25 protein-coding genes and 2 pseudogenes are annotated in these 25,970 nt (G+C 64.8%); 8 read left to right on the top strand and 19 right to left on the bottom strand.

The features are described from left to right. Window positions 1–241 precede the first annotated feature (241 nt). The 6 genes from DW352_RS07765 to DW352_RS07740 form a co-directional block, all read right to left on the bottom strand. Window positions 242–526: a hypothetical protein gene (locus DW352_RS07765; RefSeq protein ID WP_115690052.1), complete on the bottom strand. Its 285-nt coding sequence runs from the start codon at window positions 524–526 to the stop codon at window positions 242–244. After that, window positions 523–1,050 (bottom strand): RNase A-like domain-containing protein, encoded by a 528-nt coding sequence (locus DW352_RS07760; protein WP_115690050.1) that lies wholly within the window; start codon window positions 1,048–1,050, stop codon window positions 523–525. The genes DW352_RS07765 and DW352_RS07760 overlap by 4 nt, the downstream gene beginning before the upstream one ends. Before the next feature lie 212 nt (window positions 1,051–1,262). Then, window positions 1,263–1,547: a hypothetical protein gene (locus tag DW352_RS07755; protein ID WP_115690048.1), complete on the bottom strand. Its 285-nt coding sequence runs from the start codon at window positions 1,545–1,547 to the stop codon at window positions 1,263–1,265. Continuing rightward, a complete protein-coding gene (locus DW352_RS07750; protein ID WP_115690046.1) occupies window positions 1,544–2,065 on the bottom strand; it encodes an RNase A-like domain-containing protein in 522 nt (173 codons plus the stop codon). The genes DW352_RS07755 and DW352_RS07750 overlap by 4 nt, the downstream gene beginning before the upstream one ends. Window positions 2,066–2,269: 204 nt before the next feature. Beyond that, window positions 2,270–2,632 (bottom strand): hypothetical protein, encoded by a 363-nt coding sequence (locus DW352_RS07745; protein ID WP_115690044.1) that lies wholly within the window; start codon window positions 2,630–2,632, stop codon window positions 2,270–2,272. A gap of 134 nt (window positions 2,633–2,766) precedes the next feature. Beyond that, on the bottom strand, window positions 2,767–3,387 hold the full coding sequence (locus DW352_RS07740; RefSeq protein WP_115690042.1) for a hypothetical protein: 621 nt from the start codon (window positions 3,385–3,387) through the stop codon (window positions 2,767–2,769). Window positions 3,388–3,778: 391 nt separating this feature from the next. Here DW352_RS07740 and DW352_RS07735 point away from each other — a divergent pair, with 391 nt between their 5' ends. Further along, window positions 3,779–4,345, top strand: coding sequence for a recombinase family protein (locus DW352_RS07735; RefSeq protein ID WP_115694292.1), 567 nt, complete (start codon window positions 3,779–3,781; stop codon window positions 4,343–4,345). A gap of 8 nt (window positions 4,346–4,353) precedes the next feature. Here DW352_RS07735 and DW352_RS07730 read toward each other — a convergent pair whose 3' ends face one another. Beyond that, window positions 4,354–4,974 carry a hypothetical protein gene (locus DW352_RS07730; protein ID WP_115690040.1) on the bottom strand — a complete coding sequence of 207 codons (621 nt, stop codon included), beginning with the start codon at window positions 4,972–4,974 and terminating at the stop codon, window positions 4,354–4,356. 184 nt (window positions 4,975–5,158) lie between these two features. Between DW352_RS07730 and prfB the strand changes: the two genes are divergently transcribed. Next, window positions 5,159–6,290 (top strand): peptide chain release factor 2 gene (prfB, locus tag DW352_RS07725; protein ID WP_115690038.1). Its coding sequence is split into 2 segments (ribosomal slippage): window positions 5,159–5,227 and window positions 5,229–6,290, totalling 1,131 coding nucleotides; the frame shifts between segments, so codons are not numbered across the junction. A gap of 36 nt (window positions 6,291–6,326) precedes the next feature. Here prfB and DW352_RS07720 read toward each other — a convergent pair. From DW352_RS07720 to DW352_RS07700, 5 genes and pseudogenes are all read right to left on the bottom strand, one after another. Next, a pseudogene (locus tag DW352_RS07720) lies at window positions 6,327–7,604 on the bottom strand (MFS transporter). A gap of 206 nt (window positions 7,605–7,810) precedes the next feature. After that, complete coding sequence (locus tag DW352_RS07715) at window positions 7,811–8,791, bottom strand: Bug family tripartite tricarboxylate transporter substrate binding protein (RefSeq protein ID WP_115690036.1); 981 nt, start codon at window positions 8,789–8,791, stop codon at window positions 7,811–7,813. A 56-nt stretch (window positions 8,792–8,847) separates the two neighbouring features. Then, a complete protein-coding gene (locus DW352_RS07710; protein ID WP_115690034.1) occupies window positions 8,848–9,795 on the bottom strand; it encodes a DUF6282 family protein in 948 nt (315 codons plus the stop codon). Window positions 9,796–9,829: 34 nt separating this feature from the next. Continuing rightward, the gene (locus tag DW352_RS07705; protein WP_115690032.1) at window positions 9,830–10,738 is read right to left on the bottom strand and encodes a cupin domain-containing protein; all 909 of its coding nucleotides are present in this window, start codon (window positions 10,736–10,738) and stop codon (window positions 9,830–9,832) included. Window positions 10,739–10,777: 39 nt separating this feature from the next. After that, window positions 10,778–11,554: an HpcH/HpaI aldolase family protein gene (locus DW352_RS07700; RefSeq protein WP_115690030.1), complete on the bottom strand. Its 777-nt coding sequence runs from the start codon at window positions 11,552–11,554 to the stop codon at window positions 10,778–10,780. Window positions 11,555–11,705: 151 nt separating this feature from the next. Here DW352_RS07700 and DW352_RS07695 point away from each other — a divergent pair, with 151 nt between their 5' ends. The 3 genes from DW352_RS07695 to DW352_RS07685 all read left to right on the top strand — a co-directional run bounded on the left by DW352_RS07695 (window position 11,706) and on the right by DW352_RS07685 (window position 14,001). Next, complete coding sequence (locus DW352_RS07695; RefSeq protein WP_162826841.1) at window positions 11,706–12,497, top strand: DNA-binding transcriptional regulator; 792 nt, start codon at window positions 11,706–11,708, stop codon at window positions 12,495–12,497. A 95-nt stretch (window positions 12,498–12,592) separates the two neighbouring features. Further along, window positions 12,593–13,174: a TMEM175 family protein gene (locus DW352_RS07690; protein WP_115690026.1), complete on the top strand. Its 582-nt coding sequence runs from the start codon at window positions 12,593–12,595 to the stop codon at window positions 13,172–13,174. Window positions 13,175–13,260: 86 nt separating this feature from the next. Further along, the gene (locus DW352_RS07685) at window positions 13,261–14,001 is read left to right on the top strand and encodes a TerC family protein (protein ID WP_115690024.1); all 741 of its coding nucleotides are present in this window, start codon (window positions 13,261–13,263) and stop codon (window positions 13,999–14,001) included. 172 nt (window positions 14,002–14,173) lie between these two features. On the opposite strand, the gene DW352_RS07680 is transcribed toward DW352_RS07685, so the two are convergent. The 4 genes from DW352_RS07680 to DW352_RS07665 all read right to left on the bottom strand — a co-directional run bounded on the left by DW352_RS07680 (window position 14,174) and on the right by DW352_RS07665 (window position 17,221). After that, window positions 14,174–14,539 carry a hypothetical protein gene (locus tag DW352_RS07680; protein ID WP_115690022.1) on the bottom strand — a complete coding sequence of 122 codons (366 nt, stop codon included), beginning with the start codon at window positions 14,537–14,539 and terminating at the stop codon, window positions 14,174–14,176. A 79-nt stretch (window positions 14,540–14,618) separates the two neighbouring features. Then, complete coding sequence (locus DW352_RS07675) at window positions 14,619–15,092, bottom strand: Hsp20 family protein (RefSeq protein WP_115694291.1); 474 nt, start codon at window positions 15,090–15,092, stop codon at window positions 14,619–14,621. A gap of 182 nt (window positions 15,093–15,274) precedes the next feature. Then, entirely contained in the window at window positions 15,275–16,519 is a 1,245-nt protein-coding gene (locus tag DW352_RS07670) for a peptidoglycan DD-metalloendopeptidase family protein (RefSeq protein ID WP_342634897.1), read from the bottom strand. Between the two features lie 231 nt (window positions 16,520–16,750). Then, a complete protein-coding gene (locus DW352_RS07665) occupies window positions 16,751–17,221 on the bottom strand; it encodes a peroxiredoxin (protein WP_425374636.1) in 471 nt (156 codons plus the stop codon). A gap of 276 nt (window positions 17,222–17,497) precedes the next feature. Between DW352_RS07665 and DW352_RS07660 the strand changes: the two genes are divergently transcribed. Beyond that, a complete protein-coding gene (locus tag DW352_RS07660) occupies window positions 17,498–20,935 on the top strand; it encodes a DUF3971 domain-containing protein (protein WP_162826840.1) in 3,438 nt (1,145 codons plus the stop codon). 214 nt (window positions 20,936–21,149) lie between these two features. Here the strand turns inward: DW352_RS07660 and DW352_RS07655 are convergent. Both DW352_RS07655 and tyrS read right to left on the bottom strand, forming a co-directional pair. Then, window positions 21,150–21,356 (bottom strand): annotated as a pseudogene (locus tag DW352_RS07655) (S4 domain-containing protein); the annotation flags it as partial. 321 nt (window positions 21,357–21,677) lie between these two features. Beyond that, on the bottom strand, window positions 21,678–22,934 hold the full coding sequence (gene tyrS / locus DW352_RS07650; protein ID WP_115690014.1) for a tyrosine--tRNA ligase: 1,257 nt from the start codon (window positions 22,932–22,934) through the stop codon (window positions 21,678–21,680). Between the two features lie 118 nt (window positions 22,935–23,052). Between tyrS and DW352_RS07645 the strand changes: the two genes are divergently transcribed. Together DW352_RS07645 and DW352_RS07640 are read left to right on the top strand one after the other, a co-directional pair. Beyond that, entirely contained in the window at window positions 23,053–24,129 is a 1,077-nt protein-coding gene (locus tag DW352_RS07645; RefSeq protein WP_245434355.1) for an anhydro-N-acetylmuramic acid kinase, read from the top strand. A 20-nt stretch (window positions 24,130–24,149) separates the two neighbouring features. Further along, entirely contained in the window at window positions 24,150–24,914 is a 765-nt protein-coding gene (locus DW352_RS07640) for an SDR family NAD(P)-dependent oxidoreductase (RefSeq protein ID WP_115690010.1), read from the top strand. 149 nt (window positions 24,915–25,063) lie between these two features. Here the strand turns inward: DW352_RS07640 and DW352_RS07635 are convergent, their stop codons facing one another. Next, window positions 25,064–25,726 carry an alpha/beta hydrolase gene (locus DW352_RS07635; protein WP_115690008.1) on the bottom strand — a complete coding sequence of 221 codons (663 nt, stop codon included), beginning with the start codon at window positions 25,724–25,726 and terminating at the stop codon, window positions 25,064–25,066. Between the last annotated feature and the right edge of the window lie 244 nt (window positions 25,727–25,970).

Raw genomic sequence — 25,970 nt, 5'->3', positions numbered from 1 at the left:
TCAAAGAAAATTTGCACGTAAGCTGCGTCAAACTCCGCTCGTTCCCGCGAAAGCGGGAATCCAGGGGCTTTCGGATTTGCAGCGTAGCGCTGGCTTCCCGCTTTCGCGGGAATGAACGGAGAGTGTTTCAACCTAACCGTAAACTGCTTTAGCTCCGATATGACGCGAGCCGCCGTTGCCGTGGACGGCGGCTCGCGCGGTCATCGCGGCCGTGATGGAGAACGGCCGCGCGACCAAGCGCTCAGAGCTTCTTCAGCGCGCCTTCCAGCAGATCCATCATGCGGATCACCCAGGCCCGCGTCTCCGCTTCATCCTCGAAGTCCCGGTTCGCATGCTGGGCGATACGTTCCCAATCGAACGTCGGCGACAGCAGCACGTCGCGGCCTTGTTCGAGGACTTTCGCGAACGCAGCCCGCTTCCTTTCCGTCAGCCCCGCCACCGCCGCCTGCTCGTCCGTGAGGCGGAGCAGGTCGGCGTCGGCGAAGCTCCCGACGAGATAGCCGTAGAATTCGAGGTGGTCCGTCAATTGCAATAGCCGTTGGCCGCAGGGGTTGGGAACGCGGTCAGAAGATAGCAGGTCGCGTCGCCGTTCGCCTCGAACACCATGCAGAAGTACGGTGTGTTGAAAACGTTGGCGGGCGCCTGGCGTGTCACGACCCTGCCGATCGTGCCACCCGCGTTAACGGCGACCGAACGACGGTCGCCCTCATCGGCGCCGTTGGCCCAGACGTTGAGAGCATTGCGCTGGTTCGCCAAGGCCAAGGCCTGCGTGATCGTGGTCTGCGCGGCGGTGTAGTTGGCCGCCGGAGGATCGCTCGCCGGGAAGCTGCCGGCGGCCCGTGGTCCGCGGCGTCCGTTGACGCGGTCCATCAGTTGCTGGTCGGATTGGCCGACATGCTTTGCGATCGTGTGGCCGCCGGCATTTTCCTGTTGCTGCAGCCAATCGTTCGGAAAGTTGTCGGGGATGCATTGGGCGTGAGATGCAGCCGTCAGGGCGATAGCGCCGGCAACGAACGTTGCGACGGCGAGAGAGACACGAATGCGTGACATGGTTTGGCTCCATTTGAGTTGGGTGACAGGGACGGAGCGCGAGAGGACAAGGCCTCTTGCGCAGGAGCAGTCCGTCCGTGCGAGAACCGCGCGCGCATGCCTTGATGCGTTGCGCGAATAACGCCGTCTGCCCATTTGCCCGACGGATCCGGAGCCCCCGACCCGTCGCCTCCGTTACGCATGCGTAACGATCTCGCGTTGTTCCTTCTGCGTCAGAGTTGTTCGAGCCGCGCTTCCAGCAAGTCGATCATGCGGGTCAGCCACGCGCGCGTTTCCGCTTCGGATTTGAAGTGGCGGTTCGCGCTGCCGCCGATGCGCTTCCATTCGAGGGTGGGCGCCGCGAGAACGCGGCGCCCTTCTACGAGTATTTCCAGATAGGCTTGGCGCGATTCCGCGGACACCTCGGCCACGGCCGCTTCTTCATCCGTTTGACCGGCGAGATCAGCGTCGGCGAAATGGGCGGCGAGGTAGCCGTAGAACGAGTCGAGCGTGCTCAATGGCAATACCCATGTAACGCAGGCGTCGGGAACGAGGTCAGAACCCTGCAACCTCCCACACCGTTCGCGCGCAGGATCACGCAATAGGTCTGCGTGTCAAAGACATTTGCGGGCTGCGTCTGCAGTGCGACTCGGCCGATCGCGGCGGCGGCCTGCAGTTCCTCGGCACGCGGTGCATTGGCGTGTGCCGTGGCCGCCCAGTTGTTGATGGTCTGGCGCCGGGGCGCCAAGCCCTGAGCGATCGTGGCCTGGGCCGCAAGATAGCGCGGATCGGGCAGGGCGCTCGCCGGATAGGAGCCGGCGGCGGCGATATTCGGGCTGTTGATGAGCCGCTGCGTCAGCTGCCCGTCGGTCTTTCCGACGTGACGATCGATCGTGTGGCCGCCGAGATTTTCCTGCTGCTGCAGCCAGTCGTTCGGAAAGATGTCGGGCACGCACTGCGCATTGGCAGGCACTGCGAGCGCAATTGTGCCGACGATCAGCGCAGCCGTGGCGAGCGAATTTCGAAAGCGAGACATGATGGAGGCTCCGTTGCCGTTTGCTGACGAGGACGGGGCGCGAGAGGACAAAGCCTCTTGCGCAGGAGCAGTCCGTCCGTGCGTGCCGTGCACGCATCGTTCGATGCGTGTTCGATCATCGCCGTCTGCTCATTCGCTCGACGGATCCGGAGCCCCTGACCCGTCGCTAATCGCTGCGCGGCGCGCGCAGCGGTCGTGTGCCAGTTACTTCTGATCGTATTTGTACTGGCAGGTCGCGATGGCGTTGCGGACCGCCTGGATCGCCTGATCGTGACCGGTGTCGGATGTGCTGAAGCATTGCGACACGTTCATGCGTGCCGCGAGACACTGCTGGTTGATCATCAGACGATTGTGCAATTCCGTTTTGTCGCTAGCGTCGATGCTGCCGCAAGATCGCGGTTGGTCGCAGGTCGGATGCACGTTCGCCTGGCGCAAGCGGCATTCACCCGCCGTGCACAAGTCGGCGCTGTCGCAATCGGCGAGGGCCGCTGTAGACGACAGCACAGTCAGCGAAAGAGCGCCGAGGACGAGGGCGATTGGTGCGAGAGAAGTTCGAACACGTAACATGGCGTCACTCCGTTCATGGGGATGAGAGGAGCGCGCACGAGCCCACCGCGCCGAAGCGCGTCACACAGCGCGGGGGCTCGCGGCGAGGACCGCCGGGGGGATGAGCGGCACTCGCAAGCGCGGTCAGTTCGTCGTCAGACGAGGCCCTGCGCGAGGGTCCAGTTGTTGCCGCTGTCGAGCGTCGCGGTCATGCCGTAGACGTTGACCGGGAACGGCACCGCCTCGGAGTTCACCATGGTCTGCGTGTCGACCACCTGGCCCGGCTCGAACGAGCCGAAGCTGATCCAGTACTCCGGGTGGATGGTGAACACGGCGGCGAAGTTCGGCTCGGCCGATACCGCGTGCGTCGGCTGGCCGGACATGCCGATGCCGATGTTGGCGGCGCCCTTCGGGATGGTGCCGTCGCAGTCGATGGTGAGCGAGCCGGCGGCGCCGGTGTTGCTGGGCGTGCCGAACTGGAATGCGTTTTCGATGTCGGTGAAGTTGACGAGGTTGGCCGTCGTGAGGTCGGCCGCGATCACCTGCTGCGCCTTGTAGGTGATGCCGGGCTTCAGCGTGCCCTGCTCGGACCAAGTGAACGAGTAGTTGATCGACCAGGTGAAGTCGACGTCGACACCGTTGGCCACGGGCTTGGCGAACCAAGCGAGCGTGTAAACGTAGGGCGTGTTGACGTCGATGCCCTGCTGATAGCAGAGGAAGTCGTGTTGGCTTCCGCTGCGGTTCTTGAAGCGCAGCGTGTAGTTCTGGGCAGCCATGGTGCTGTCTCCTGCATCCGGGTTGAGGGACCGCGCGCGAGGGCGCGGGCTGTGCGCTGTCGTCTTCCCGGCGGAGCAGGCGGGCGGGGCGTGGCCCCGCGCGTCTGCGCTTTGGCGAAGACCGAAAGCGTTCCCTTTTGCGGAGACGGGCTGCGTGGCTCGGGCTCGCGCAGGCGGCCCGGCAGCAGGATGAGGGAGTGATGTAACTCTAGGTTGTATCGATTGAATTTATTCGAGGTGCGGCTGTAATAGCGCTTGACGGCACGCAAGAAGCGTGTTCTAAAAAGGAACGTTTTTGCGACAGTATAACTAAATAATTATATTGGTTATTCTCTGATGACTCTCAAAATTGTAAGTAGTGAGTGCGGCCAGAGTAGACGTAAGCGTGACCATGCGTATCGGCTATGCGCGCGTTTCTACGGATGAACAGTCAATCGACTTGCAAGTCGATGCATTGAAGCGTTTTGGCTGCGAAATTATATTTAAAGACGAAGGTCATTCGGGCGCGAGCCGCAATCGTCCCGGACTGGAGCAATGCCTTTCACAACTCAAGGTTGGTGACGATCTGGTTGTGTGGAAGCTCGACCGCCTCGGCCGCTCGCTACCGCATCTCCTTGAGGTCGTGAACGATCTCGACCGGCGCCGCATCGGCCTGGCGTCGCTGTCGGAGGCGATCAACACCGGGTCGCCCGGCGGCGTCCTGGTCTTCCACATCATGGCGGCACTGGCGCAGTTCGAACGCGCCTTGATCTCCGAACGCACCAAGGCCGGCATGGTGTCTGCGCGCGAGCGCGGCCGGCATGTCGGACGGCCGCGCAAGCTCGACGACGGCAGCGTCATCGCCGCTATTTCCGAAGCCGATGGCAAGCCCGGTGGTGTCGCCCATGCGGCGACGCGGCTGGGCGTGAGCCGCGCGACGGTCTACCGCGCGCTCAAGCGCGTGGCCGTTGCGTCGTGATGCTGTCGTTAGATCAGCCCCGGCTGAAGGATCCACTTATTGGCGACATCGAGCGTCGCCGTCATGGCGGTGACATTGGGCGGGAAGGCGAGTGGCGTGGCCTTGATCAGGGCCTGATCGTCGAGTGTTTGACCGGGCGTGAACGATCCGAAGCTGATCCAGTACTCGGGCTTCACGGTGAAGACGGCGGCAAAGTTCGGCTCGGCCGCGACGGCGTGCGTGCCCAGACCGGACATGCCGATGCCGATCATGACGGTGCCGCTCGGGATGGTGCCATCGCAGTCGATCGTGAGGACACCGGCCGCCCCGCCGCCTGTCGTTGGACCGAATTGGTATGCGCCGTTGGACGATGTCAGGGTGACGAGGTTCGCCGAGATCGGGTCCGCGGGTGCGGACTGCTGCGCTTTGAACGTGATGTCGGGCGTCACCGCGCCTTGCTCGAACCAGACGAAGCAACAGTTGGTGGTCCAGGTGAAGTCGAGGTCGACGCCGCTCGCCAGGGGCCGGACCAGCCACGCGAGCGTTGCGATCGAGGGCGTATTGGGGCTGACGCCGTGCTGGAAGCAGAGGAAGTCGTATTGCGCGCCGCTGCGGTTTCTAAAGCGCAGACTCAGCTTTTCATCCGCCATGGCGCGTCCCCCGCTGTAGATGGCTATTACTATTGGTTGTATAATTATCGGATGCAAGCGATCTTGGTCGCCCTGGCGGGGCCGGCGGGCGCAAAGGTTGCGCGATCGGCCTGAGATCGTTACATCCGCACACGGAAACGGTGCGTCGTGGCGACGCCACGAACGACAACGGACTTGGAAGGCGATGCGCGCGGAAACCCAGAATCTGGTCGAAGAAATCAAGCAGTCGGTGCGGCTGCTGAGGAGGCATCTTTGACGTCGATGCCGCGCAACGGCGTCTCGCCGAACTAAACAAAGAGTCCGAAGACCCCAATTTCTGGAACGACTCCTCGCGTGCCCAGCGCCTGATGCGCGAGCGCGACGCGTTGGAAGACCAGCTCGGCTCCATCGGCCGCATGGAGCAGGCGCTCGAGGACAATCTGACGCTGATCGAACTCGGCGAAGCCGAGAAGGATGAAGCGACGGTTGCCGAGGCGGAGGCCGAGCTCAAGAAGCTCAAGGCCGAAGTGGCGCGCCGCGAGCTCGAGGCGCTGCTCTCGGGCGAGGCCGACGCCAACGATTGCTATCTCGAAGTCCATGCCGGTGCCGGCGGCACCGAAAGCAACGACTGGGCCGGCATGCTGCTGCGCATGTATGTGCGCTGGGCCGAACAGCACGGCTACAAAGTCGACTGGCTGGAAGAGAGCGAAGGCGAGGGCGCCGGCATCAAGTCGGCGACCGTGCAGATCAAGGGCCGCAACGCCTATGGCTGGCTCAAAAGCGAGAACGGCGTGCATCGCCTGGTGCGCATTTCGCCGTTCGACTCCAATGCGCGCCGTCATACGTCGTTTGCCAGCGTCGTCGTCTATCCGGTGGTGGACGACCGCATCAACATCGAGATCAACGAGGCTGACGTGCGCATGGAAGTGATGCGCTCAGGCGGCGCCGGCGGTCAGCACGTCAACAAGACCGAGTCCGCGGTGCGCCTCATTCACGAGCCGAGCGGCATCGTCGTGAAGTGCCAGCAGGACCGTTCGCAGCATCGCAACCGCGCGATGGCCTGGGACATGCTGCGCGCCAAGCTGTTCGAGATCGAGGTCAAGAAGCGCGAGGACAAGGCCGCCGCCGATCAGGCCGCCAAGACCGATATCGGCTGGGGCCATCAGATCCGCTCTTACGTGTTGCAGCCCTATCAGATGGTGAAGGACCTGCGCACGGGCGTGTCGACCTCCAACACCGGCGGCGTGCTCGACGGCGATCTCGACGAATTCATGCAGGCGGCCTTGGCGCAGAAGGCGTTCGGCGGCGGCCCGGGACAGATCGAGGACGTCGAGTAGGCGATCGGCGGGTGGGCCGTGACGGCCCGCTTGCGATCAGCCTTCCGCCTTCTCCGCGCGCAAACGCGCCCGCACATACAGATTGTACAGCGCGCCCGCGGCCGTCACGACGCTGGTGGCGATGAACACCGCACGCATGCCGAAATGGCCGCCGACGAAGCCGCCGGCAAGGGGCCCCGCCACCTGTCCGACGAATTGCGAGGAGACGGCATAGCCGAGCATGCCGCCGACGGCGGTGACCGGGACGTTGTGGCGGATGACGCTGGTGATGCCGGGCAGGAGGCCGCCCAGCGCGAGTCCCATCAGAAAGCGCAAGGCGATGAGCTGCCAGCCGCTGGTCACGAAAGCCTGCGGCACGAGCAGCACGGCCGATGCGGCGATGCAGGCGATCAGCACGTTCCAATGGCCGACACGATCGGCAAGCCGGCCGAGGCGGGAGGCGGACAGAACGCTGCCGAGCGCGGTCGCCGACATCGCAAGGCCGGCGACCAGCGTCACATGCGTCTGATCGTCGACCAAGGTCGCGACATAGACCGTGATGATGGGTTCGATCGACATGTTGGCGAACATCAGCAGGCAGCCCGTGACCAGCATCGCGATCACCGGCCGCTTGTCGGGAATGGCGCGCCACGTGCCGCTGCGCTTCTCGTTCTTGGTGGCCGGGACGCGCTTTTCCTCCTTGATGAGGAAAGCGGTGGCGAGGAAGGCGATGAAGATCAGGCCGCCGGTCGCGAAGAAGATCGTGCGTATCGGCATGAAGGGCGGCAGGATGCCGCCGATCAAGGGGCCGACCAGGTTGCCGGCCATGATGCCGGACGACAGTACGCCGAGCGCCCAGCCGGTGCGCGCCTTCGGCGTCTACGTCGCGACCAGGAAGTTCGAGCCCGACGCGTAACCGCCGAGCACGCCCACGAGCAGGCGCAGCAGGACGAGCTGCCAGATGTTCTGTGCGATGCCGAGCAGCGAGATCGAAATGGCCATGCCGAGGCTGGCGCGCACGAGCATGATCTTTCGGCCGTAGAGATCGGCGAGGCGCCCCCAAATCGGCGCGAAGAACGACGCCGCGAAAAACGTCGCACCAAAGGCGATGCCCGACCATTGCACGATCGCCGCATGGCCTTGGACGCCGAGTTCCTCGACATAGAGCGGCAGGAACGGCAGCAGCAGCGTCATGCCGAGAATGGTCGTGAACGAGCCGAACACGCAGACCCACAGGTTGCGTTGCCAAGCCGTCTCGCCGTGTATCTCACGCCGGCTGGCGTCGTCTCCGCTCGCTTCGTTTGGCAATGTGCCGGCGCCCGTGGTGCTTCCCATGTCGCGCGCCTTGTCGCAGGAACGGCAGGGCCGGACAACGCGCGATGCTGCAATGCAGAGAGGAAAATAACGAGTAACTCTCGGCGCGAAGCCGGCTCGCCCGCGCCACGCCGGGCCACGTCATTGGTCGCGGGCATAAAGTTCGACCGCGGACGGCGGGGAGGAGCCGCCGTCCGCGGTCGACGAGAGCGGCCGTGAAGCTGAATTCAGTTCAGGCTGATCTTGGCTTCCTCGACGATCGGCCGCCATCTGGCGATTTCGTGGGCGACGAGGTCGCGAAGCTGCTCCGGCGTGCCGCCCACCGGCCGCAGGCCGAGCGGGGCGAACTTCGCTTTCACCGCGTCGTTCTGGACGTAGGCGTTCACGATCGCGTTGAGCTTGGCAACGACCGGCGCGGGCAGCGCGGCGGGTCCGACCAGCGCGAACCAGGCCACGGCCTCGAAATTGGTGAAGCCGCTCTCGGCGGCCGTGGGCACCTGCGGCAGCAACGGGCTGCGCTGCGGTGCGAGTACCGCGAGCGGCGTCATCTTGTTGTCCTTCACCTGCGGCACGTAAGCGGTGATGAAGTCCGAGCCGATGTTGATCTGGCCGCCGAGCAGGTCGGTGATCAGCGGCGATGAGCCCTTGTAGGCGATGATCGTCACTTTGACGCCCGCCTGACGTTCCAACATCGCGACCGCGAAATGACCCAGCGTGCCATTGCCCGGCGTGCCGACGTTGAGCTTGCCGGGGTTCTTCTTGGCGTAGTCGATCAGCTCGGCCATCGATTTGATGGGCGTTTGCGTCGACGCCACCATGATCAGCGGCGAGTCGGCGACCTGGACGATCGGCGTGAAATCCTTCTCGGGATCGAAGGGCAGATCCTTGTAAAGCAGCTTGTTGTTCGCGCCCGGGCCGGGCGTCGTGAACAGCAGCGTGTAGCCGTCGGGCTTGGCGCGGGCGACAGCGGCGCCGCCGATATTGCCGCCGGCGCCGGCGCGGTTGTCGACGATCACCTGCTGCTTGAGCTTGTCGCTCAATTCGGCGGCCACCAGCCGCGCCACCACGTCGGCGGAGCCGCCCGCCGGAAACGGCACGATCATCGTGATCGGGCGGGTCGGCCATTCTTCGGCTTGCACCGCCACCGATGCCGTGACGGCAAGGGCCGCCGCGCCGAACGCGATGCAGAATCTGCGCGTAATCGACATGTCTTCCTCCCTCGGGTGCCAGGCCGGTTGATCCGGCCGCGTTTAATTGTGGAGTCTCAGTTTACCGCTGACGGTGCCGGCGCGGCGTCGAGATCGAGCAGCGCGGCGGCGTTCGAACTGATGAGCTTGCGGATATCGGCCGCAGGCATTTGCAAATCGAGCAGCGTCTTGACGATCTCGCGATAACCGTCGACGGGGCGGGGCGAGCCGACCAGCCCCAGGTCCGAGCACAGCAACGTGCGATCGACGCCGGCGACCGCGATCAGATGCGCCAGCTTGTCCGGGCCATATTTCTTGGCGCGGCCTTCGACGAACATGCAGATCGAATGCTCCATGTAGACGCCGAGCTTGACCAGTTCGCGGATGTCGTCGTCGGTGGCGCCGACGATGTAGGTCGGATGATTGACGATCATCTTCCTGACGCCGCGGCGGCCCGCTTCCTCGAACACGATCAGGAGCTCGGATGCGGGCAGATGGCCGCCGGCGAGGATGATGTCGGCCTCGGCGATGAGATCGAGCACCTGCTTGGTGGCGTCTGTGAGCTTGCCGTTGGCGTCGAGCGCGCTCAAGGGGATCGGATCGAGCATCTTCTGCGCGGTCTTCGGAAAGGTTTTTGCCTGACCGGCGATCTGCTTGATGTGGTTGTCGGCCGATAAGGTCGGCATCCAGACGATCTTGGCGCCGATCTTTGCGGCGTGGTCGACCGCATGCGGATTGATGCCGCCCGAGGCGTTGTTGAGGGCAATGCCGGAGAACAGCTGCACGCCCGTATCGGGGAACAGCTTTTCCAAGAGCAGCGCGTGCGGCGTGCCCAGATAGAAGTGATCCTTATAGACGAGCGCCCTGAAGCGGGCCGCGGCGCAGTCCATCATCGCCTCGTGATGATCGAGAATGCGCGGCATCGCCGCCGGGCCGCTGTGGCAATGCAGATCGACGGCGCCGACCAGCAGATCGGCGACCTCCTGGTTGCGGGCGTTGTCGGCGGCGGATGCGGCAGCTTGCATGTTGATGTACCTGTCGTGCTTGGAAGAGGGCGCGCTATGCCTTGGCCGGCAGCGGATAATCGTCGGCGTTGAGCACCCAGCCCGGCTTGGCGGAGAAGTCCATGCGCGGCGGCGAGAAGATGTCGACCAGCTGGTTGACGCCTTCACCGACCGCGCGCGAGGTGTGGATCGCTGGCGGCGGGATGACGGCGATCGACGGCGATCCGCAGTATTCGTGATCGTCGTCGCGCCAGTTGTTCATGTTGGTCGTCCACGGCCAGCGGATGTCGTGGATGTAGGCGCCCTCGAGCGCGAGCGAGCATTGCTCGAAGTCGTCGTGATGGTGCGGCGACAGCTTGGTGACGTCGCGCGGACCGTTGCGGACGTCGAGGTAGTTGATCATGAAGGTCGTGCAGCGGAAGATTCGGCCGAAGCGGCCGCCTTGCTGCTTGACGTCGAGGCTGTAGCTTCGGATGCGATAGCCGTCGCGCGGTGTCGGCCACGGCTCGAAGGGCGGAATGTTCGGATGCGGCGCCGCGAACGAGTCGGCATTCGAGCATTTGGCCGTCAGGTCGGTCGCGCGTGAGGTGATCAGGCGGACGATGCGGCCCTTGGTCAGCACCTTGATCGTGCTGTTGCCCGGCGGAATGAAGGCGACCGAATAGCCATCGACGATCTTGGTTTCGCCATTGGCGCTGATTTCGACCTTGGTCGTCGGCTCGGGGACGATGAGCGCGTATTCGTCCACCTGGCTCTCACGCGTGAAGACGGCGCCGGCCTCGGCCTCGCTGTAGGCGACGACGTAGTTTTGGCCGCGCGCGTACCAGGTGCGCCCGCTCGCATCGTCTTCCTGCGGCGCGGTCTCGTAGAACTTGGCGTAGTCGGCGGCGGCAAATTCAGTGGCGACCTTCGGCGCGGCGGCCGCAGGGGCGAGCGCGGCGCGCGGGTCGGATACGTCATACATGGCGGTATCTCCTCTGCCGGGGGCGTTGGCCGCGCGGCGTCATGACTGCAACGAAGCGAATTCCGAATGGGCTTGCGCGGCGGCGCGCCGCATGAAGGACTGGTCCGTCGACACGATGAAGGCCGAGGCGCCCAGGGCCTTGAACGGCTTGGCCTCGGCGGCAGTGCCGACCATGACGCACACCGGCTTGCCGGCCTTGCGCGCGGCGGCGGTGATGCGCTCGACCGCGTCTTGCACCTGTGGCGCGTCGTTCTTCGGCGCGCCGAAGGCGGCGGTGAGGTCGCCGCGGCCGATGAAGACGCCGTCGAGCCCGTCGACCGCGACGATGGCGTCGATCTCGTCAAGCGCCTCGGGGTCTTCGATCATCGCGATGACGGTCGTGCTCTTGTCGGCGGCGTCGATGTTCGTCCACATCGGCGTGCCGCCGTAGCGGGCGGCGCGCACCGATCCTGAGTAGCCGCGCTTGCCGCCGCGAAACCGACAGGCGGCAACAATCTCGCGCGCTTTGGCCGCCGAGGACACGTGCGGCACGAGCGCGCCGACGGCGCCGCAATCGAGCACCGACAGGAGGCCGTCGGGGGAGGAGACCCGCACGATGCCGGCGATGTTCGACGCCCGTGCGACGCATAGCATCGTGTCGATGGTCTCGCGGTTGATCGGAGCATGCTCTTCATCGATGACGATGAAGTCGTAACCGAGATCAGCCAGGATTTCGGTTGCGTGGATCGTCGGCGTCTTGACGAAGGTGCCGATGAGCTGTTCGCCGGCGGCAAATCGCTGGCGGAATTCCGAAGGCTGCGGTCGCAGCGTTGGCATGGCGTCTCCTCGTCGGCGTCTTGGCGGGCCCGGGTTTCCCGTGGCGCGGCGCGCCAGTGCCGGGCGCCCGCGCAATATTGGTAGTGGCGGCCGGGGCGGCGGTGTGAGAAATTCCACGGCGTTTCAAGATGTGAAACGGAAGCGAACGCCGATGCCTTCCTACGCGCCCGTCAAATCCGTGCTGAAGACGCTCGATCTGCTCAAGGAGCTCAACCGGCAGAACATCAATTCGGTCGACAATCTGCATCGCGCGTTGGGCCTGCCGAAGCCGACCATCGTCCGTCTCCTGGAGACGCTCATCGCCGACGGCTACGTCACCAACGACAAGCGTCAGGGCGGCTATCGCATCACCTCTCAGGTGCAATCGCTCAGCTGTGGATTTCAGGGCGACGCGCCGGTGGTGGAGGTCGGGCGGCCCTGGGCGATCGATTTCACCCGGCGCTATCGCTGGCCGGTCGCCATCGCCGTCCTCGACAAGGACGCCGTATCCGTGCGCTTGAGCACGATCGCCGACAGTCCGGTGTCGCCGATGCACGCCACCATCAATCGGCGCTTGCAGTTGCTGACGCGCGCGCTCGGCCGCGCCTATCTCGCCTTTTGCCCGCGGTCGGAACGCGACCTGCTCTTGAGCTTCCTGATGAAGTCATCCGACCCGGAGGATGCGGGCGCGCGCGACCGCAGGACGACACTCGCCATGCTGCGCCGCGTCCGCGCGCTCGGCTTTGCCGAACGCTCGCCCGTGGTCGAGCCGACGTCGTCCACGACCCTGGCGGTGCCCATCATGCGCGGCAAGAACGTGCTCGCGACACTCGGCATGACCTATTTCCGCTCGGTCATGTCGAACAAAGAGGCGCATGGCCGCTACATTCCGGCCCTTCAGGAGACGGCGCGGAACATCGAGAAGAGCGTCGTCGCGCTCGACCGGCAATCGACGCGGCGCTAGCGGATCGTCGGGCGTGGCCGGCGCGGGGTAGACTTAGGGCGACATTGCGATTCGTGCCGGCGGAGCGATGCCGTCGCTGAAACGGAAACCGGGCAATGCGGACATTCCCGAAGTCCCGCGTCGATGCGCTGACGGACGGCATTTTCGCGTTCGCAATGACATTGCTCGTGCTTGAACTGCGATTGCCGCCGGAACTGCCGGTCCACGACAGCGCTGCCCTGATCGCGCAATTGCGGGCGCTGACGCCGCAGTATCTTGCGTACGTCATCAGCTTTTTCGTTCTCGCGGCGCAATGGCGAGGCGCGATCGAGCTGCGCCGCGCCGAAGAGACCACACGCGAGGCGCTCAGTTGGTGGACGCTCTATCTGTTCTTCATCACATCGGTACCGTTTTCGACCAGCGTCGTTGGCCGACATGGCGATCTGGCGCCGGCGGTATGGCTCTACGCCGCCAACATGATCGCCGTCGCCACGCTCTCGCTCAGGCTGCGGATGTTGGAGGTGCTGCCGGAGCATCGCGAGCGGGCGAGCGCCGGCAATCTCCGGATCTGGCTGTTCATCGTGACGGCGCTGTTATCGATCGTGGCGAGCCTGATCGTGCCGGGACATGCGATGTATGCCTATTTCCTGAATTTCCTGAGTTGGCCGCTCTCGCGCTGGCGCCGGCTCGAGTCGTAACGCGTCGGGCGCTTCCGTGTCGCCCGGAAATTGCGACCTGCAAGGGCGGACTATGACGCCTGCGGCGGTCATGCGATCATGCGGGCATGAACGATCTTCTGATACTGGCCGGCGACCCGGCCGCCTGGGCTGCCCTCGCGATGCTGATCGTCATGGAGGTCGTGCTCGGCATCGACAATCTCATCTTCATCGCCATTCTGACCAACCGCCTGCCTGAACATCAGCGCGCGCTCGGGCGTCGTCTCGGTATCGGGCTCGCCCTTATCTTGCGACTCGCATTGCTCGGCTCGGTCGCCTTCATCGTCACGCTGACCGCGCCGCTGTTTTCCGTGTTCGGGCAGGGTCTGTCGTGGCGCGACCTGATCCTGATCGCCGGCGGCTTGTTCCTGATGTGGAAGGCGACGAAGGAAATCCACCACCGCGTCGATCCGGATCCCGGGCCGGATATGTTCGACCGCAAGGACGTCACGCTCGGTTTCGCGTCGGCGCTCGGTCAGATCGTGATGCTCGATCTCGTGTTTTCCGTCGATAGCATCATCACCGCCGTGGGCATGACCGAGCACATCGAGATCATGGTCATCGCGGTCGTCGTCGCCGTGCTGGTCATGATGCTGGCGGCCAATCCGCTCGCCAATTTCATCAATGCCAACCCGACCATCGTCATGCTCGCGCTCGGCTTCCTCCTGATGATCGGCATGACGCTGATCGCGGAGGGCTTCGGCGCGCATGTGCCCAAGGGCTATGTCTACGCGGCGATGGCGTTCTCCGCGCTGGTCGAGGCGCTCAACATGCTCGAGCGGCGCGCACGCAGGCGGCTCCGCTCCTAAGCGTCGGCCGGGCGGCCCAAAGCGTGACGTAATGCTGGCAAGTCGTTCTGGCGCTTTGGGCCGGCGGCGGGTCGGGCGGGTCGTTGTCATTCGCCGGACGGCACATGATATGTGCCGTCCGCACCAAACGCGCCCGTGGGCGCTGAAGCGCGACGTTGACCACGGCGCGCCTTCAGCCGAGCTGAGCGCCTTGGCCCGGTTCGTTGCCCGAACCGCGGCGCCGGGCGCCGAATTTGCGCCACCGGGAACGGCCGCGCCGCGGAATGTCCGCTTGCGCATCCAGCATGCGCAAGGCGTCCATGATATCGTCCCAACGCACGGTCCGCCCCACGGGCGTGATGCGCAGTTCCGGCGCCGCCTCGACGGCGCAGGCATCGGATGCCCACGAGGCCAAGATGGCGCGCTTCTCGTTCAGGGTGAGATCCTTATCGCGCACCACATCCAGCGGATGGGCGAAGGCATTGGCGGGGTGCAGAAGCGCGTCGAAGTCGAAACGGTTCTCGCGTGCAAGAGACGGTTTGTTCGCAGAGTGATCCATGGCGGTTCTCCATCGTCCGCGGGTCCGGCACGGCCGGTCGCGGCCGTGCCGTTGCCGCAGGAGACTCTCGTTGGGACGCTTAGGCGGCCCTTGAATGCTCGATGGTGCGGACTTTGTCGTCGCTGACGGCCTTGCCGCTCGCAATCTCGATGCGGCGCGGCTTCATCGCCTCCGGCAGTTCGCGCACGAGGTCGATCTGAAGCAGACCATTATCAAGCGATGCGCTCACGACCTCGACGTAGTCGGCCAGATTGAAGCGCCGCTCGAACGATCGCCCAGCGATGCCACGGTAAAGATATTCGCCGTTGTCCTGCTTCTGCTCGGCCCGGCCGGCGATCGCCAGCACGTTCTGGTCAACGGTGACGCTGATCTGTTCGGGCGTGAAACCGGCGACCGCCAGCGAGATGCGATAGCCGTTCTCACCGGTGCGTATGATGTTGCAGGGCGGATACTGGTCCTCCGGCTCGACGCGGAGGCTCTGATCGACGAGGTCGAAAAGGCGGTCGAAGCCGATGCTCGTCCGCCAGAAGGGATCGAGGTTCAGGGTTCTCATAGCCACATCCTCATTGAGCAACATGGGAATGAGCAGCGCGCCGGACACCCGCCAGCGCCCGCACCGGGCCCTTAAAGCGCCCGGCGGCCAACGAGGTAGGATGACCGAGGAAGATTTCAAGAGGCGGCGTAACGTCTCGCTGCCGGCCGCTAAGCTATTGACGCATAAGAATGTCGGGAGGGTCAGAGCAGACCGAGCTTGGCGCCGGCCTTGAGGAACCGCTGCGGGTCGACCGGCTCGTCGTTGATGCGCGTTTCGTAGTGCAGGTGAGGGCCGGTGGAGCGGCCGGTCGAGCCGATGCGGCCGATAATCTGGCCTATCCGCACCTGCTGGCCGACTTTGACTTCGATGGCGGAGAGATGGCCGTAACGGGTGGCGAAGCCGTGGCCGTGCTCGATCTCGACCATGTTGCCATAGCCGCCTTCGCGTCCGGCGACCGAGACTTTTCCGGAGGCCGTTGCATAGACCGGATCGCCGGTGTCGCCGCGCATGTCGAGGCCGGTATGCATCGCCGGCCGCCGAAGAAACGGATCGAGACGCACGCCGAAGGTCGAGGACAGTTCGATCTCGCCCGTAATCGGTTTACGCACGGGCACCGTGGTCAGGGTGTTGGTGTAACGGTCGAGCTGCGCTTTGGCGACATTGATACGATAGATCTGGCGTTCGAAGTCGCCGGCCGTCGGGTGCAGCGGCTTCACCGGCACGAACGGGCCGCCGACGCCGCGCGCCGGCGCCTTGCCGACATTGACGCCGAGTTCACTGAGAACGCTGTGCAGACGTGCGGCTTTGCCTTCGACGCGATCTTCGGCTTCGGACAGGGCGGTGGTCTGGCGCTTCTCGACCTTGTCGAGCGAGAGCGAGACGCGCGCCAGCGTGCCTTCGAGGCCGCCGGCCTTGGCACGGCTCAGCGTACGGGCGTCGTCGGTCGCCGCATCGCGCCACTGCAACTGGTCCGGCGGCGCCATGAAGGTCATGCTTTCGCCGGTCAGCGACGAGGAGCGGAGCTTTGGCGCAGGCGCTTCCGGTGTCGGCTGCGTGCGCGCGGGCTTGACCGTGCCGGTGGTGAGCGAGTCGGCGGTGAGAGAATTGGTGCGCTGTTCGAGCGTCGCCTGGCGCTTCAGCAGCGCATTGAGCTTCTGTTCGAATTGTTCTTGGTCCAGCAATTGCCGGCTGGTGATGCGGTCGACCTGCGCGCGCAACTCGGCGATGCGGTCTTCGTAAGCGAACTGCATCTCGGCCTGGCGGCCGATCAAGCGGGTGAGCACGTCCTCGCGGAAAGCGAAATAGGTGCCGGTCGCGATCGACCATACCGCCATCACCACCAATGTGCCGACCACGATCCAGAAGGCCACCGGCCCGATGCGCACCTGCCGCCCATGATGGGTCAACGTGTAGTCGTGCGAGGCGCGCGGGACCTGCCGCGACATGGCAGCGGCAGTTAAGGGACGGGCGCGGGCCGCCTGGATATGCGGGTGATGGGACGAATAGGACGAGTACGACATCGACGCTCCACAAGGGCGCCGCCGGCGCGAACGCGCGACGGAACCAACGCGTCGATATCAATCCGATATGGTTAAGAATCCCGTAAGGCGATTCGGTTGTGAATATAATTCTCTCGTCAGGTCAGTGGATTACCGGTTCCGCAGGTAACGCGCGGCTCAGAGCGCACGCGCGGCCGCGAGGACGTCATCGGCATGGCCCTCGACCTTCACTTTCGGCCAGACCTTGGCGATGCGGCCGGTCTTGTCGATCAGGAGAGTCTTGCGGATGACGCCCATGAACTTACGCCCGTACAGGGACTTCTCGCCCCAGGCGCCATAGGCGGCGAGCATTTCCTTCGCCTCGTCCGAGGCGAGGGGGATGGTCAGCTGATGCTTGTCGCGGAACTTGTCCTGGGCCGCGACCGGGTCGGCGGAGACCCCGAGAATTTCGGTGTCGGCTTTGGCAAAGGCCGCACGCAACTTGGAGAAGGCAATGGACTCTTTTGTGCAACCGGGCGTGTTAGCCTTGGGATAGAAATAGAGGACCAGATTGCGCCCCTTGAAGTCCTTCAGTGAAACCGTCCCGCCGCCGTCGCGCGGCAGCGTAAAGGCTGGGGCTTTTTCGCCCGGCTCGAGTTCATCGGCCAAGTGCTTTCCATCCTTGGATTTTTTCGCCATGCGCCTTCCTTTCGTCGCTTTCCGCCGGTCAATGTCGGCATGCCATTTGCGCCTCTGGGGCGCAACGGGGCGGGGGCTCCGACGGGCAGTCATTCTTGTGCAAGGCGCGGGCGCTTTCGTCGGACCGGAGCGATCAGACCGTAGGGCATGAAAGGCAGGGAGCAGCGACACCGGAGCGAGAAGACCGCGCATCTGCCCCGCGCCCTTGAGGGGGTGCTCGGGGGGTGCAGTCTTGTCCGCGATGCATTGCTCTGGTTCTGCCTGCATCCTTGGCTGCGCCGCTTCGTCGTCGGGGTCGGCGTTCTGGTCGTGCTGCTCGCCCTGGGCCTCGGCGGTCTGTGGTGGCGACTGAGCAACGGGCCGATCGAACTCGATATCGTGACGCCCTGGCTCAAGGCGGCGATCGAACAGAATTTTGGCGGCAAGCACACTGTTACCGTCGGCGGCACGCAGATCGAGCGTGACGAGAACGGCCACACCTCGCTGCGTCTGCGCGACATCGTCGTGCGCGATACCGATGGCACCGTGGTCGCCAGCGCACCCAAGGCCGAAGTCGGCATCTCCGGCCGCAGTCTTTTGTCAGGCGAGTTGCGCGCGTCCAGCCTCAATCTGGTCGGCGCTGAAATGTCGGTCCGCATCGAAACCGACGGCGGCGTCACCGTCTTCGCGGGGGCGGACAAGCGGCCGATCGCGACCGCAGCGCCGCCGTTGACGCCGCCGCCGCCGCCGACACCGGCGGACCCCGCCGTCGGGGCGAGCCCGGCGGTCAAGACCGGCCTGCAGGAGTTCGCCGAAGCGCTCGCTTTCGTCGACAATGTCGGCAGCGGCGACCTCGACGATCTGCGCCAGATCGGCCTCAAGGACGGCCGCCTCGTGGTCGAGGACCAGCGCAACGGCAAACGGCTGAGCTTCGAGCGCATCAATGTGAGCCTGACGCGCCCGAGCCAGGGCGGCATCATCTTCAAGATCGAGTCCGCCAGCCCCGAGCGGCCGTGGAATCTGACCGCCGCCATGCGCCCGCTCGAGGACGGCGTCCGCGCCGTCGGCATCGAGGCGCGGCGGATCTCGACCCGCGACATTCTGCTGGCGCTGCGGCTCAACGACGATTCCGTCGATGCGGATCTGCCGCTGTCGGCCAGCATCCGCGCCGAAATCGCGGCCAATGGCATGCCGCAGATGATCCAGGGGCAACTGCTCGCCGATGCGGGCACGATCGCCGATCACGCCGACGAGCGGCGCAACATCCATCTCGACCGCGCCGAATTCCGTCTCAATTGGGACGCGCGCCGCAAGAGCCTGATCGTGCCGTTCCAGATCCAGGCCGACGGCAATCAGTTCACCATGCGGGCGACGGTGGAAGCGCCCGCCGAGGGCAGCACCGCCTGGACGATGACGCTCGCCCGCGGCGACGCGGTGATCGATCCGATCATCTTCGGCGCAAACCAGCACGATCAGGAAAGTCTGGCGCTCAACCGCGCCAATGCGCGCCTGCGCATCGATCCGGCGCGCAAGCGCATCGATCTGGAGCAGGGCGATTTCCGCCGCATCGATACGCGGCCCTCGCTCAACTTCGGCGTCGCCGTCACCGGCAGCTTCGACTTCTCCACACCCGATCCGCAGCTCGCCTTCGGCGTCGCCGCCAACCGCATGCCGATCGCGGTGATGAAGCGCGTCTGGCCCGTCTTCGCGGCGACGGATGTGCGCAGCTGGGTGCTCGATCACATTTCGAGCGGCACCGTCGAACGCATCCTGATCGCCGGTAATGCGCCTCTGTCGCAATACGACGAGAAGGGCCCGCCGATGGCGGAGGAGGCGTTGTCGGTCGACGTCGAGACCAGCGACACCACGTTGAAACCGGTCCCGGACCTGCCGGCGATCCGCGACGCCGACCTGACCGTGCGTATCACCGGCGGTAGCGCCAGCGTCAATCTCGGCCGCGGCACCATCGATGTCGACCAGGGGCGCAAGCTCAACATCGCGAGCGGCGTGTTCGAAATAGCCGACACGCATCAGAAGCCGTCGAAGGCGCGTGCCACCTTCCGCATCGACGGCACGGTTCCGGCGGCGGCGGCCTTCCTGTCGAGCGATGCCATGCGGCAAACCATCGGCCTTTCGCTCGATCCCGCCTCCAGCCGCGGCACTCTCGCCGCGCAGGTCGCGATCAATTTCCTGATTGGCAAGACGGCGCCACCCAATTCGCTGAGCTATGTCGTCAATGCCGATCTCACCAATTTCGCGGCCGACAAGCTGCTGATGGGGCAGAAGATCGAAGCCGCCGCGCTCAAGGTGGTCGCCTCCAGCGACGCTTACCAGATCAAGGGCGACGTCAAGATCAACGGGACACCGGCCTCGATCGAGGTCCGCAAGCAGAAGCGCGATGCCGACGCCGAGCTCAAGCTTACGGCGACGCTGGATGAAGCCGCCCGCAAACGGTTGGGACTCGATCTTGGCAGCGCGCTGGTCGGCGGCATGCCGATCAGGCTCATCGGCCGTGTCGGCGACAACGTCACCGACGAGCGCATGACCGTCGATGCCGATCTGACGCCGGTGAAGATCGACAATCTGCTGCCGGGCTGGACGAAGGGGGCGGGCAAGGCGGCACGCGCGACCTTCACGCTGATCAAGTCGGCGAAGAGCATGCGCTTCGAGGATCTGCTCATCGACGGAAACGGCGCCAATGTGAAGGGCGCGCTCGAAGTCGACAATAGCGGCGACCTGATGAACGCCAACTTCCCGGTGTTCAGCCTGTCGGAGGGCGACAAGGTCACGGTGAAGGCCGATCGCGGCAACGACAATGTGCTGCGCGTCGTCGTGCGCGGCGACGTCTATGACGGCCGCGGCTTCGTCAAGGCGTCGATGGCCGGCTCCAGCGAAAAGAGCAAGTCCAAGTCGCCCGACATCGATCTCGATATCAAGATCGGCACGGTCGCCGGTCACAACGGCGAAACGTTGCGCGGACTCGATCTCAAGCTCGGGCGCCGCAACGGCAACATTCGCAGCTTGTCGATGAGTTCCAAGATCGGCCGCGACTCGCCTTTGATCGGCGATCTGCGGCTGCGGGCGCGCGACAACCATCAGGTCGTTTATCTCGAGACCGACGATGCCGGTGCGCTGTTCCGCTTCACCGACATGTATCCGCGCATGTTCGGCGGCCAGATGTGGGTGGCGATGGACCCGCCGAACGCCGAGCAGACGCCGCAGTTCGGCACCTTGTTCATCCGCAATTTCGTCGTGCGCGGCGAGCCGGCGCTCGACAGCGTGGTGTCGAACGCGCCGAACGGGTCAGGCAAGGGCTCGGTCGATTTCAGCGAGATGCGCGCCGACTTCACGCGCTCGACGGGCAAGATGTCGATCCGCGACGGCATCGTGCGCGGACCGCTGGTCGGCGCCACCGTCGAAGGCAACATCGACTACGTGCGCGACGAGGTGCATCTGCGCGGCACCTTCGTCCCGTTCTACGGCCTCAACAACATGTTCGGGCAGATCCCGATCGTCGGGCTGTTCCTTGGCGGCGGCAGCAATGAGGGTCTCGTCGGCATCGCTTACGAGGCGACCGGACCGCCCGGCGCGCCGCGCTTGATGGTCAATCCGGTGACGGCCATCGCGCCCGGTTTGTTGCGCAAGTTCATTCCGTCACCGGGTTCGTTCGATCCGAGCTTCGTGCCGCCCGCGCCGACGAGGTGACGAGCAGGTAGGGTGCGCAAAGGCGCGCTTGCGCCGTGCGCACGTCCGACGTCGTGCCACGCACTCAGCGTCATGCCCGGGCTTGACCCGGGCATCCATGAAGCTTCGCCAATTCTGAGAGCCGTACGTACCGCACCGGTGGTTGCACGGCTTCATGGATTGCCGGGTCAAGCCCGGCAATGACCGCGGGGGAGAGGCCGGCTCGCCAAGACTCTCACGTCGGCTTGAGCAGTATATGTTTCTTCTTGCCGAGCGAGAGCTTGATCACGCCTTCGGGCGTCAGGTCCTTCGCCGACAACGTCGACTTTTCGTCGGTGACGGTAACATCGTTCACCTTGAGACCGCCTGCTTTAATCCGTCGACGAGCTTCACTCGTCGATGACACCAACGTAGACGAAACGAAGGCGTTCAGTACGCGCAACAAACCGGGCGCGATGGCCGTCACCGGATTGACCATCAACCGCGGTGGGCCGGTCGCGCAAGTTCATTCCGTCGCCGGGCTCATTCGATCCGAGCTTCGTGCCGCCGGCGCCGACGCGGTGAGCTTAAGGTTGCAAAGGCGTGTCGACAATGCAGGGCGCGGCCACGCACTCAGCGTCATGCCCGGGCTTGACCCGGGCATCCATGAAGCTTCTCCAATTCTGAGAGCCGTACGTTCCGCACCGGTGGTTGCACGGCTTCATGGATTGCCGGGTCAAGCCCGGCAATGACCGCGGGGGGAGAGGCCGGCTGGCCAAGACTCTCACGTCGGCTTGAGCAGTATATGTTTCTTTTTGCCGAGCGAGAGCTTGATCACGCCTTCGGGCGTCAGGTCCTTCGCCGACAACGTCGACTTTTCGTCGCTGACGGTGACGTCGTTGACCTTCAAGCCGCCGGCCTTGATCTGACGGCGGGCGTCGCCGTTCGACGACACGAGCCCCGTCTTCTCGGCGAAGGCGACGAGCACACCAATGCCGTTATCGAGCTCCGCGCGCGCGATCTCGATCGTCGGCAGGCTCTCGGCGAGCGCGCCTTCCTCGAAGGTCTTGCGCGCGGTCTCGGCCGCTTGCTCGGCGGCCTCGCGGCCGTGCATCAGCGCGGTCGCTTCCGTCGCCAGCACCTTCTTGGCCTCGTTGAGTTCGGCGCCCTTGAGCGCGCCGAGCCTGGCGATCTCGTCGAGCGGCAGGATCGTGAACAGCTTGAGGAAGCGCGTGACGTCGCCGTCCTCGGTGTTGCGCCAGAACTGCCAGTAGCCGTACGGGCTGACGAGATCGGCATTGAGCCACACCGCGCCGGCCGCGGTCTTGCCCATCTTGGCGCCGGAGGCGGTGGTGATCAGCGGTGCCGTCAGCGCGAACAGATGCGCATTGTTCATGCGGCGTCCGAGATCGATACCGTTGACGATGTTGCCCCACTGATCGGAGCCGCCCATCTGCAGCGTGCAGCCGTAACGCTTGTTCAGTTCGACGAAGTCGTAGGCCTGGAGGATCATGTAGTTGAATTCCAGGAACGACAGTTCGTGCTGACGCTCGAGCCGCAGCTTCACCGAGTCGAACGACAGCATGCGGTTGACCGAGAAGTGCCGGCCGACGTCGCGCAGGAAGTCGATGTAATTGAGCGTATTCAGCCAGTCCGCATTGTTGGCCATGACGGCGTTGCCGCCTTCGGCCTCGAACTTGAGGAACTTGGAGAACGTCTTGCGGATCGAGGCGAGGTTCTCGTTGATGACCTCGTTGGTCAGCACGCGGCGCGTCTCGTCCTTGCCGGACGGATCGCCGACGCGCGTGGTGCCGCCACCCATCAGCGCGATCGGCCGGTGGCCGGTCTGCTGCAGCCAATAGAGCATCATGGTCGGCAGCAGATGGCCGATGTGCAGCGAGGGCGCCGTGCAGTCGTAGCCAATATAGGCCGTGATCGTGCCTTCCATGGCACGCTGATCCAAAATCTCCGGCTCGGAGACCTGGTGGATGAAGCCACGCTCGGCAAGAATGTTAAGAAATTCAGACTTATAGGCGCTCATAGACGTCACTCGGCAGGCGGGTCGCTTCCCTCGGGCGGGTGGTGTAACAGGTCCAGGGCTGGATTCAACCGACGGGACGGTCGTTTTGGGGGCTGGGGTGGTGCGGGCGATCGGGCTGATGAGCGGCACCTCGCTCGACGGCGTCGACGTGGCCTTGATCGAGACCGACGGCGAACGGATCGCGGCCTTCGGGCCGGTCGGCTACCGGCCTTATTCCGAAAGCGAGCGGGATCTCCTGCGGGCGGCGCTCGCCGAGGGCGCCAAACTCAACGACCGCTGGGCGCGGCCGGGTGTGCTGAAAGAGGCCGAGGCCTTCGTCACCGCGGCGCATGCGGAAGCGGTCGAGACGTTTCTGCGCGACAACAGCATCGCCGACGTCGACATTGTCGGCTTCCACGGCCAGACCGTGATCCATCGCCCCGAATTGCGCCTCACGGTACAGATCGGCGACGGCCCGGCGCTGGCGCGCCGGTTGAAGCTGCCGGTCGCGTACGATTTCCGCGCCGCCGACGTCGCCGCCGGCGGACAGGGCGCGCCGCTGGTGCCGATCTTCCATCAGGCTTTGGCCCGCGGACTCTCGCATGCGCATCCGATGGCGGTGTTGAACGTCGGCGGCGTCGCCAATGTCACGTGGGTCGACGGTGGCGACCCGGTCGCTTGCGACACCGGACCGGGCAATGCGCTGATCGACGACTTCATGCGCGCGCGCACCGGCCTGCCGCTCGATCGCGATGGCGATCAGGCATCGCGCGGCCGCGTGGACGAAACGTTCGTTGCGCGCGTGCTCGATCATCCGTTCTTCGATCAGCATTGCCCGAAGTCGCTCGACCGCAATGCCTTTGCTTTCGCCAATATCGACCTGCCGGGTTTCACCGTCGCGGACGGCGCGGCGACTTTGTCGGCGCTTACGGCGGCGAGCGTGGCGCGTGTCGTGCCGCATCTGCCGGCGACGCCGAAATCGTGGATCGTCTGCGGCGGCGGCGCGCACAACCCGACATTGATGCGTATGTTGACCGAGCGGCTCGCACCGGCGACGGTGGAAACCGCCAATGCGGTCGGCTGGTCGGCGGATTCGATCGAGGCGCAGGCTTTCGCTTATCTTGCCGTGCGCACGCTCAACGATCTGCCGATCACATTTCCAAAAACAACCGGCGCGCCGCAACCGATGAGCGGCGGCGTCGTTGCAAGACCATAAGCATAGTGGAGGCCGTAAGGATGAAGAGTTTCGATTTGACCGGACGCATCGCGTTCGTCACCGGCGGCAATGGCGGCATTGGGCTCGGCATGGCCGAGGGCCTGGCGGCCGCCGGCGCGACCGTGGTGATCGCCGGTCGCGACAAGAGCAAGGCGGAAGCGGCGCTGAAGGCGTTGCGCGCGCATGGCGGTGAAGCCGATTTCGCGACGCTCGACGTCGTCAGCGAGCAGTCCTGCAAGGATACGATCGGGCAGGTGGCGTCACGCTTCGGCCGGCTCGATATCCTGATCAACAATGCCGGGACGTCCGTGCGCAAGGCGCCGGAGCAGGTCACCGCCGCCGAATGGCATCAGGTGATCGATACCAATCTCACCAGCGCGCTGCTGTGTTCGCAAGCGGCGTACCCGCACATGGCGAAGGCCGGCGGGGGCAAGATCATCAATACCGGTTCGGTGATGTCGATCCTGGCGTCGGGATGGAGTGCGCCTTATGCCGCGAGCAAGGGCGGCATCGTCCAGCTTGCGCGGTCGTTGGCGGTCGCCTGGGCGAAGGACAACATCCAGGTCAACACCATCCTGCCGGGTTGGATCGACACCGATATGTCGCGCGGCGCCCGCAAGCAGGTCGAGGGGCTCGACGAGCGCGTCCTGGCGCGGACCCCGGCCGCGCGCTGGGGCAAGCCGGAAGACTTCGCCGGCATCGCCGTGTTCCTGGCGTCGGCCGCGTCGGACTTCGTCACCGGCACGGCCATTCCGATCGACGGTGGTTATACGGTGCAGATGTGAGGTGATGTCGTCCCGGCCAAGCGAGCCTTCGCGAGCGCGAGCCGGGACCCATACGCCGCAGCCTTTCGATAAGGCATAGAGTAGGGTCCCCGCCTTGGCGGGGACGACAGATCAGGGTAGGGACGACGGATTGTCCGATAACGACCGGCTCAGGCCGCCGGCTTGCGCTCGGGGGTCTTGAGCCGCTTGTCGAGATATTGACCGATCGAGGTCAGCAGCGGCTCGACCTTGCCGTCGAAGAAGTGGTTGGCGCCGGGCAGCACCTTTTGCTCGATGACGATGCCCTTCTGCGTCTTCAGCTTCTCGACCAGCGTGTTCACGTCCTTGGCCGGCACCACCGCGTCCTTGTCGCCGTGAATGATCAGGCCCGACGACGGGCAGGGGGCGAGGAACGAGAAGTCGTAGAGGTTGGCCGGCGGCGCGATCGAGATGAAGCCCTCGATCTCCGGGCGGCGCATCAGCAGCTGCATGCCGATCCAGGCGCCGAACGAGAAGCCGGCGATCCAGCAGCTCTTGGCTTCCGGATTGATGGTCTGCGCCCAGTCGAGCGCGGCGGCGGCGTCCGACAGCTCGCCGGTGCCGTGGTCGAACGAACCCTGGCTGCGGCCGACGCCGCGGAAGTTGAAGCGCAGCGCCGAGAAGCCGCGGTGCACGAACTGATAGTAGAGCTGGTAGATGATCTGGTGGTTCATCGTGCCGCCGAACTGCGGATGCGGGTGCAGCACGATCGCGATCGGCGCGTTCTTCTGGCGGGCAGGATGGTACCGGCCCTCGATGCGACCGGCGGGACCCGTAAAGATGACTTCAGGCATTCTGAATAACCTCGAACCAAGCTGCCGCTATATCTAGTGTCGGCATTCGATGGGCACCACATCCGGGCAAAGCCCGGGCGACGGCGGTAAGACCGGTCTCAGATTAGAATTATTCTAATTATATGATTTCCAGTGTTCACCGTCGCAACACAGGCTATAAGCTGCCTGGATCGGAACGACGGCTTCTAGCATGAAGGCCAGGGCAAAAAGCAAGCTTTTTGCGGGGCCTAGGAGCCGAACGGTA

This window comes from Pseudolabrys taiwanensis, from assembly GCF_003367395.1.
GTDB classification, from domain to species: domain Bacteria; phylum Pseudomonadota; class Alphaproteobacteria; order Rhizobiales; family Xanthobacteraceae; genus Pseudolabrys; species Pseudolabrys taiwanensis.
This window is presented reverse-complemented; position numbering and strand designations above follow the sequence as displayed.